9 protein-coding genes and 1 tRNA gene are annotated in these 7,733 nt (G+C 64.0%); 2 read left to right on the top strand and 8 right to left on the bottom strand.

All coding sequences use genetic code 11. From position 1 onward, the window contains the following. Nucleotides 1–136: 136 nt before the first annotated feature. A complete protein-coding gene (locus ACOJSI_RS12550; protein ID WP_420138635.1) occupies nucleotides 137–775 on the top strand; it encodes an arylesterase in 639 nt (212 codons plus the stop codon). Between the two features lie 136 nt (nucleotides 776–911). Next, nucleotides 912–985: transfer RNA gene (locus ACOJSI_RS12545), tRNA-Gly, on the top strand. A 165-nt stretch (nucleotides 986–1,150) separates the two neighbouring features. On the opposite strand, the gene ACOJSI_RS12540 is transcribed toward ACOJSI_RS12545, so the two are convergent. The 8 genes from ACOJSI_RS12540 to ccmE form a co-directional block, all read right to left on the bottom strand. Further along, complete coding sequence (locus ACOJSI_RS12540) at nucleotides 1,151–1,699, bottom strand: VOC family protein (RefSeq protein WP_420138634.1); 549 nt, start codon at nucleotides 1,697–1,699, stop codon at nucleotides 1,151–1,153. 450 nt (nucleotides 1,700–2,149) lie between these two features. Beyond that, nucleotides 2,150–2,872 carry a GNAT family N-acetyltransferase gene (locus tag ACOJSI_RS12535; RefSeq protein WP_420138633.1) on the bottom strand — a complete coding sequence of 241 codons (723 nt, stop codon included), beginning with the start codon at nucleotides 2,870–2,872 and terminating at the stop codon, nucleotides 2,150–2,152. 37 nt (nucleotides 2,873–2,909) lie between these two features. Continuing rightward, nucleotides 2,910–3,740 (bottom strand): Crp/Fnr family transcriptional regulator, encoded by an 831-nt coding sequence (locus ACOJSI_RS12530; protein ID WP_420138632.1) that lies wholly within the window; start codon nucleotides 3,738–3,740, stop codon nucleotides 2,910–2,912. 35 nt (nucleotides 3,741–3,775) lie between these two features. Beyond that, a complete protein-coding gene (locus tag ACOJSI_RS12525; protein WP_420138631.1) occupies nucleotides 3,776–4,399 on the bottom strand; it encodes a tetratricopeptide repeat protein in 624 nt (207 codons plus the stop codon). Then, nucleotides 4,396–4,785: a cytochrome c-type biogenesis protein gene (locus ACOJSI_RS12520; protein ID WP_420138630.1), complete on the bottom strand. Its 390-nt coding sequence runs from the start codon at nucleotides 4,783–4,785 to the stop codon at nucleotides 4,396–4,398. Before ACOJSI_RS12520 ends, ACOJSI_RS12525 begins: the two co-directional genes overlap by 4 nt. An 89-nt stretch (nucleotides 4,786–4,874) precedes the next feature. Further along, nucleotides 4,875–5,399 carry a DsbE family thiol:disulfide interchange protein gene (locus ACOJSI_RS12515; protein WP_420138629.1) on the bottom strand — a complete coding sequence of 175 codons (525 nt, stop codon included), beginning with the start codon at nucleotides 5,397–5,399 and terminating at the stop codon, nucleotides 4,875–4,877. Beyond that, complete coding sequence (locus ACOJSI_RS12510; RefSeq protein WP_420138628.1) at nucleotides 5,396–7,318, bottom strand: heme lyase CcmF/NrfE family subunit; 1,923 nt, start codon at nucleotides 7,316–7,318, stop codon at nucleotides 5,396–5,398. The genes ACOJSI_RS12515 and ACOJSI_RS12510 overlap by 4 nt, the downstream gene beginning before the upstream one ends. Next, the gene (ccmE, locus tag ACOJSI_RS12505) at nucleotides 7,315–7,731 is read right to left on the bottom strand and encodes a cytochrome c maturation protein CcmE (RefSeq protein ID WP_420138627.1); all 417 of its coding nucleotides are present in this window, start codon (nucleotides 7,729–7,731) and stop codon (nucleotides 7,315–7,317) included. The genes ACOJSI_RS12510 and ccmE overlap by 4 nt, the downstream gene beginning before the upstream one ends. Nucleotides 7,732–7,733: the final 2 nt, after the last annotated feature.

Here is a 7,733-nt window from a genome sequence, read left to right as displayed (position 1 = left end):
GCGCGGCCCAGCGACAGCGTGACGTTGCGCACATCGATAAGCGCGCTATCGATCCGCGATAGCGGCGATGACGACGGAGAAGCGGGTGATGCCATTGTTCAGGCGATATGGTGCGCGGCGGACGCTTGTCCATCGCATGGCAACGCTTTGTTGCGTCGGCTTCCTGCTTGGGCTGGTCGCGGTGGCACCGGCACACGCCGCGGACCGGCTGATCTGGGCTTTGGGCGACAGTCTGACGGCCGGCTATGGCTTGCCACCGGCGGATGGCTTCACCCGTCAGTTGGAGCGTGCGTTGCGCGCCCAGGGTGTCGCCGCACGCGTTGCCAACGGCGGTGTCTCCGGCGACACCACCGCCCAGGGCCGGGCGCGCCTGCTATGGGGCCTGCGCGGGCTCGGGGCGAAGCCAGACCTCGCGATCGTCGAACTAGGCGCCAACGATATGCTGCGCGGCCTTCCGCCTGCCCAGGCGCGGGCCAACCTGGAGGTCATCCTTGCCGAGCTCAAACGGCGGCAGATCCCGATCCTCGTCGCCGGCATGCGGGCATCGCCAAACCTCGGCGTGCCCTATGCACGACAGTTTGATGCGATCTACCCCGCTTTGGCAGCAAAATACGGTGCGCGACTCTACCCGTTCTTCCTGGATGGGGTGGCGGGGCAGCGTGCGTTGATCCAGGCCGATGGTCTGCACCCCAATGCACAAGGCGTTCGCATCATCGTCCAGCGCATGCTTCCCCATGTCCGGCGCGCCTTCGGCACGTTGATGCGCGACGGGTGATCGCGCAATCGCGCGATCCGCATTGACGGCGCGCCGCCTTACGTGGCAGTCGGCGATCAGATCGTGGCGCGGGCGGCGACACCCGCGATCCCCAATCTGGCTAGCAGCCGATGAAGCGCATGCTTTTCAGGCTCTTGCGGGTGTAGCTCAATGGTAGAGCAGAAGCTTCCCAAGCTTACGACGAGGGTTCGATTCCCTTCACCCGCTCCATCCGCCGTCAGAAAGAGCCGCTCCAACCCTAATGCGGAATCCCGAATGTCTGGGATTGGTGGAAAGCGGACCGGCGGTTTACGGGATACCGATCGCGGAAACGGACATAGCTGGGCAAAGCCTTTCCCGAAATTGATGGTTGGGCGGGGAAAGTGCCATCGGCCACTACCGAGCTGGTGGCTGCATAAACTCTATCGTGATATGGTCGGGGCCTGAAACATAGGCGGTCAGCGTCCCCTTCCTCGGACCACCAGGGATCGATTGCGGGCTTCCCTTGGCTTTCCACCCTGCTGCCTCGACGCGGACAATGGCGGCATGGATATCCTTCACGGTCAGAGCCAGGTGGGCGGCTCCGATCGCTCCCGCACTGTGGGGCACGGCCCCGTTCTGGCGGCCTTTTGAATATTGCAACAGTTCGACCACCGAACCGTCCGGCGCCTTAACGATCGCCGTTTTTACGTTCGGATCATCGACACCTGTCACCTGATGCAGAAGGTCGCCTTCCATCTTCGACTGCCGCTCAAGCGTGAAGCCGAGTGCTCCTGTCCAGAACCGGACGGCTTCGTCCAATGACGATACAGCGAAGCCTGTGTGGTCCATGGCAATTACGTTAGTGGCGTCTTTCATTACTGCACTCTCATCGAGCCGCGCTTGCGGCGGCAGGGCCTGCGCCCCGGCTGCAACCCACGCCGAGCATGGCGACATGATCTTCATGGGTGACGCTTCAACGCCTAGGCCTTTTCCTTAAAAAGAAACATAGAAGGAAAGCCGCCTGGGCAGTTGCGCTCAACGCCGCGTCCCGGCGGCAGCTTCCCAAATTCTGTTCCGATTGCTCTTTCCCAAAATGGCGGGTCAGAGACAGAGAAACGGGAAAGGTCCCGCTTGACGAATGGCGGTATCCGGAACCGGGATCGCCAGCCCGAGCGTCCGCAATTGGGACGGAAGCGGTCACACCTCCAACTTTCGCGCGAGAGAGGCTACGATAATGGCGGGTTCCCTTCACCCGCTCCAACGCCAAGAGATAGAGCCGCTCCGGCGATCATGCAGGCATCGCACATGTCCGATCTTGGCGGGAAGCGGATGACAGCTTCGCGCTAGTCCGGGCGGGTTTAGCTCGCACGCTTCTTTAAGTCCGGCCGCTGAGCGCCGAGGATGAGCCCGGTGCTACGCGTACCCGGTGGCGGGCGCGCTGGTCGCTACCGTCCACTGTCCAAACAGCATCAGGCCACAAGAACGGGCCAAGGTGATCGATGCCGAATTGTAGAGTTGGCAACGATATTGCGGTTCATACCCTCGTTGCCGCGAGAAGCGATTGATCGCGCCGACCACAGCGCGTGCGAAGCCTCTTCCGCGCGCATCGGGAAGCGTTAGCACGCCCAAATCGGCAATGGTGCTATCCTCCCACAGGTTCATACTGGCGGCGCTGACAAGTCTGTCGCCGCCAAAGCATCCGAACACGGCCCGATGATCCAGCTCCACCCAGGCATCTTCCCGGTCCTGCTCGGACGCTGTCTTGTAGAAGACCTGGAAAACGGGGCGGTCCGCTTCCGTCAGTTGGCGCGGCTTCAAATCAAGGTTCGACGCCTTGTGAGCTTCGGCCGGAAGATAGAAGAGATAATCCGGATCGCGTAACCCTATGCCGATCTTATTCAATCGGCCTTTCAAATCAGCCGCTGAAAGGTCATCCGATCCAATGCGGATGTCTTCGGCTATCTCCGGCCTGAAGACCGCGCGCACTGCGCCGTCCGTTGTTTCCAGCACCATCGCAGGACGCTTTGGATTCAATCTCTCGCTTATGGCCCATGACAGTTTGTCGCGAACGCAAGCATGGTCGGCGGAGAAGGTCTGGTGCCAATAGTCGAGCACCGACTTGGGAAAAGCGGGCATGATGAGGCCGTAGCACATGCGTGCTGCCGCCAGAATCCTAGCGCGGGTGATTTTCGAGATAGAGGTAGGTGGGATCGAAGCCGGCAAATTCGCGTAGCTTGGTGATGTCGGGAATAGAGGCGTAGCCGTCGCGCACGACGGCAAGGTTCGCCTCGCGCAGCTTGCGCAGCGTACGGTTGACGTGGACGGGGGTGAGGCCGGTCATGTCGCCGAGATCGGCCTGGGTGAGATCGAGCACGAAACCCTGGGGCGTCGCCTCTCCGACTGCGAGCAAGCGCGTGTGAAGTTCGCACAGCAAGTGTGCGATCCGGACGGCCGCCGAATGGCCCAAGCGGGCGATCCATTCGCGGTGGATGGCGGCATCTATCACGGTCAGGAGCCACAACATGCGCGCCAGATGCGGCTCGGTTTCGGTCAGCTTGCGCAGGCTGGCATGGGGAAAGACGGCGACGCGCACATCGCTCATCGCCACTACATCATGGTCCAGCCGCTTCAGCAGCAGGCTGTGGAGATCAACGAAATCGCCTGGCGAGTGGAGTGCGACGACCTGGCGCTTGCCTTCCGACATGTAGAAGACGCGACCGAGCATGCCGTCCAGCAGCAAGGTACTATGATCGGCGGCCACGCCCGCGCGGATCAACGTGTCGCCCTGCGGATGCGTACGCACCTCGGACACCGCCGCCGCCAACGCCGCGCGTTCCCGTTCGGACAGTTGGTCCCGCCGTTCGAGTGCGCGGATCAGCACGCCGATCCTGTCAAGGTCGCGGCCCGACGCGACGGGCACGTCCTGCATCAGCACCGCCGCTCTTTGCCCCGAAGCCATGATGCTGCCTTCAAACCCATCGCCCCCGGCGATGACCGCAGCCACGATTCCCCCTTATGCGCGTAGCGTCAAGGGGCTGATCAACGCTTCGTCCGGAACCGTTCGATGAAGTTCAACCGATCCGCGACACGTGTCCGCCAGGCCGCGTCGGCCGGCGCCTTGGCGAGCAGGCTGCGCCACATCGAATCGGCGGTGGCGATATCGCCCATCTGAAGATAGGCGAGGCCGAGAAAATAGGGCGGTGCCGGATGGTTGGGCGCGCTCGCTGCCGCACGTTGATACGCGTATAGCGCCGCCGGGGTGAGCATGCCGTCGGCATGCGCCTGAAGGGCATTACCCAGCCCGAGCCAGAGCGCCATATTATCCGGCTGACGCATCAGGCCCGCACGAAGGACGCCCGCCGCATAATCGGGGCTGCCGTTCCGGATCAACGCATCCGCGCCATCGAGCTGAACGGCGTCGGGGCCGACGGTTTCCAGCCACAAGGTGCGCTCGTGCGCGAACAAGGTATCGGCACCGCGGCGCTCCCCTGCCTCGGTCGGATGGCCACGCAGCATCGGATTGCCCTGCCAGGCATAGCCCGCCAGCCCGAACAGCATGGCGGCGGCCACCAAAGTCGCCACCTGACGGCGGGAACGTGCCACCATGATGAGGGCGGCACCCGTCACCAGCGCCAGCAGCAGGGAGATGATCCAGCCGTTCATCGGCGCCGCCGCGATCGGAAGCTGCGGCGCGCCAAAACGACGCCGATACCGAGAAGCAAAAGGGGCGCCGCCCACAGCAACCAGGTGAAGCGATCCAGCGGCGGATCATAGCTGACCCACGATCCGTAGCGCCGCACCAGCCAGGCCTGAACCGCGGCGGGCTTTTCCCCGGCGGCGATCCGCTGACGGATCATGGCCCGCATGTCGCCCGCAAGCTCGGCATCGCTGTCGGCAATCGACTGGCCCTGACAGACGAGACACCGTATCTTTTCCATCAATGCCTTGGCGGCGGCCTCCTGACGCGGATCGGCCAGTTGCGTGTCCGACAGGGGAGCCGGCGGCAGATCGCTGTCAGCCCGCAAAGGCGCTGCGAACAGAACTAACAAAGCTGTTGATAAAGCAAACAAAAAGGCGAATGCCTTAGGCGTTCTGGCCGGGGCCTGTGTGCCCTGGCGAGACGGCGCGAGAGCGGCGCTCATCTGGCGCTCCGCACGGCTGCGAGCACGTCTGCCACGTCTTGTGGGTTGATCGGCCCGATCTTTTGATAGCGGATGACGCCCTTGCCATCGACGACGAAGCTTTCCGGCACCCCGGACGACCCCATCGCCATCTGGAGCTGGCTCGCATTGTCGGCACCGATCGCGCGGAAGGGATTGCCGTTGCGCGCGAGGAAGCCGGCTACGGCGGCAGGCCGGTCGCGGATCGCAATGCCGACGATCGGCACGCCCGCATCGGCAAGCGTCTTCAATTGGGGCGCTTCCGCGACGCAAGGGACACACCAGCTGGCAAAGAAGTTGACCAATTGCGGCTTGCCATTGGCCAGATCGCCGCTGGAAATGCCGGGCACGCCCGGCGCGGCCGGTCCGAGACGGAAGGCCGGAACCGGTGCCCCGATCATCCTGGATTGCACCTCCTTCACCTCCGGCTGGGCGAGGCCATAGGTCAGGGCAGATGCCAGCAGGATGAAGCCGGCCAGGGGTGACCATTGAAGAAGGCTCATAGAAAGCCCTCCTGAAGACGCCGACGCCCGCGGCGAAGCCGCCCGATCAGTGCGAGCAGGCCGCCGAGCGCGATCAGGCCGCCACCGGCCCAGATGAGCGTGACGAACGGCTTCCACCACAGGCGCAGCTGCCACCGCCCCTCACCCGCCGGCTTGCCCAGCACGGTATAAAGCTGCCCGTCCAGCGCGGTGTGGATCGCGCTCTCGCTCGTTTCCGTTGGAGGCGCCCAATAGGCTCGGGCCTGCGGCTTCAGGATCAAGGGATCGCCGGCGCCACGCTGCACCTCCAGCGTTGCTTCCAGTGCCTGCCAGTTCGCACCGAATGTCGGCGAGATGCCGGCAAAGCGAACCTGATAGGGGCCGACGACAACGGTATCGCCAACCTGCGCCGCCACAAGTTTTTCGGCCGTGAAGCTGCTGTCGCATGCAATACCGGCAAGACTGACCGCCACGCCGAGATGGGCCACCACCATGCCCCATGTGAAGAGCGGCGTACGCAGCAGATTTCGCCCCCACAGGGGAGCAAGACTTGCAAGCCCGGCACCAACCGCGAGGGCCAGCCCCAGGAGCGCCAGGACGTGCATGTCAGGCGCCGCCAGCCGGACGCCGATCAGGACCAGGAGCGTCAGGATTGCCGCCGGCGCGACACGCCGCAGCAAGGGCAGGATTGCGTCGCGCCGCCAGCGCAGCAAGGGACCGACGCCGATCAGCGCGACCAGGATCAAGGCGAGCGGGCCGGCGGCCGCGTTGAAATAAGGCGGCCCTACCGACAATTTGGTGCCGGTGACCGCCTCAATCACCAGAGGATAGAGCGTACCGACAAGCACGATGCCGAGAATGGCGGACAAGAGCAGATTGTTGGCAACCAGCGCGCCTTCGCGACTCACCAGATTGAACCGCGCGCCTTCCTTGACCGTCCCGATCCGCATTCCGAACAGCGCCAGAGCGCCACCGATATACAGGAACAGCAAGATCAGCAGGAAGCTGCCGCGGCGCGGATCGACGGCAAAGGCATGAACGCTGGTGAGTATCCCGGAGCGCACCAGAAAGGTACCGATCATGCTCATCGAGAAGGCGACCACGGCGAGCATGATCGTCCAGGAGCGCAGGCCGTCGCGCGTCGCCAGGACGGTGACCGAATGCAGCAGGGCGGTGGCAGCCAGCCAGGGCATGAGCGAGGCGTTCTCGACCGGATCCCAGAACCACCAGCCGCCCCAGCCCAACTCATAATAGGCCCAATAGCTGCCGGCGGTGATGCCCAACGTCAGGAAGATCCACGCGCCCAGCACCCAGGGCCGCATGGCCCGTGCAAAGGCGGGCCCGACGTCGCGCGTGACAAGCGCGCCGATCGCGAAGGAGAAGGCCACCGAAAGGCCGACATAGCCGAAGTAGAGGGTTGGCGGGTGAAAAGCCAAACCCGGATCCTGAAGCAGCGGATTGAGCCCCTGCCCTTCCGGGGCGGGCGGGCTCAACCGTGCAAAGGGGTTCGAAGCGAACAGCAGAAAGGCATAGAAACCGAGGGCGATCAGGGCCTGCCCGCCGAGCGTCGCGATCAACGTCCTCTCTTCCAGGCGACGCTCCAGCAACGCCACGGCCGAACCGGCGACGCCGAGGATCGTCACCCACATCAGCATGGAGCCTTCGTGATTCCCCCATGTCGCGGCGAAGCGATAGAGAAGCGGCTTCTCGCTATGATCGTTCTGCGCAACCAGCAGCACCGACAGGTCCACCCGCACGAACAGCAGGATCAGGAGCGCGAAAGCAAACGCGGTCAACACCGCCTGGGCGACCGCAACCGGGCGGATCAAAGAAGCCAGCTCGCCCGCCTCCCCCCTGACGATCGAAACGGCCAGCAACAGTTGCAGCGCGCACAATGCGGCCCCGAGCCACAAAGCAGCCAGACCGGCTTCCGCGATCACTTCTTCAGGCTTTCGCTCTTGTGGACGGTCTCGCCCTCCAGGCTCTTGGCGACCTGCGGCGGCATATAGCGCTCATCATGCTTGGCGAGGATCGTATCCGCTAGAAATTGCCCGGTGCCGTCGAACCGCCCGTCAGCGACGACACCCGATCCTTCACGAAACAGCGCGGGCACGATGCCGGAGAAACGGACCGGAACGCTCGCCTGATTATCGGTGACGACAAACAGGATGGTCACACCGTCGGGGAGCCGCTTGAGCGATCCTTTCTCGACCATGCCGCCCAGCCGAACGGCCGTGCCGGGCTGAACATGATCCCGCGCCACATCGCCCGGCGTATAGAAATAGGCAGCCTGGTCCTTGAGTGCGGCCATTGCAAGCAGCCCTGCGCCGATTACGGCGACCACCGCCAGGATGG

This window comes from Sphingomonas sp. (genome assembly GCF_048595155.1).
In the GTDB taxonomy this organism is placed as follows: Bacteria; Pseudomonadota; Alphaproteobacteria; order Sphingomonadales; family Sphingomonadaceae; genus Sphingomonas_I.
Note: the sequence above shows the minus strand (reverse complement) of the source record. Positions and strands in the feature narration are given on the sequence as shown.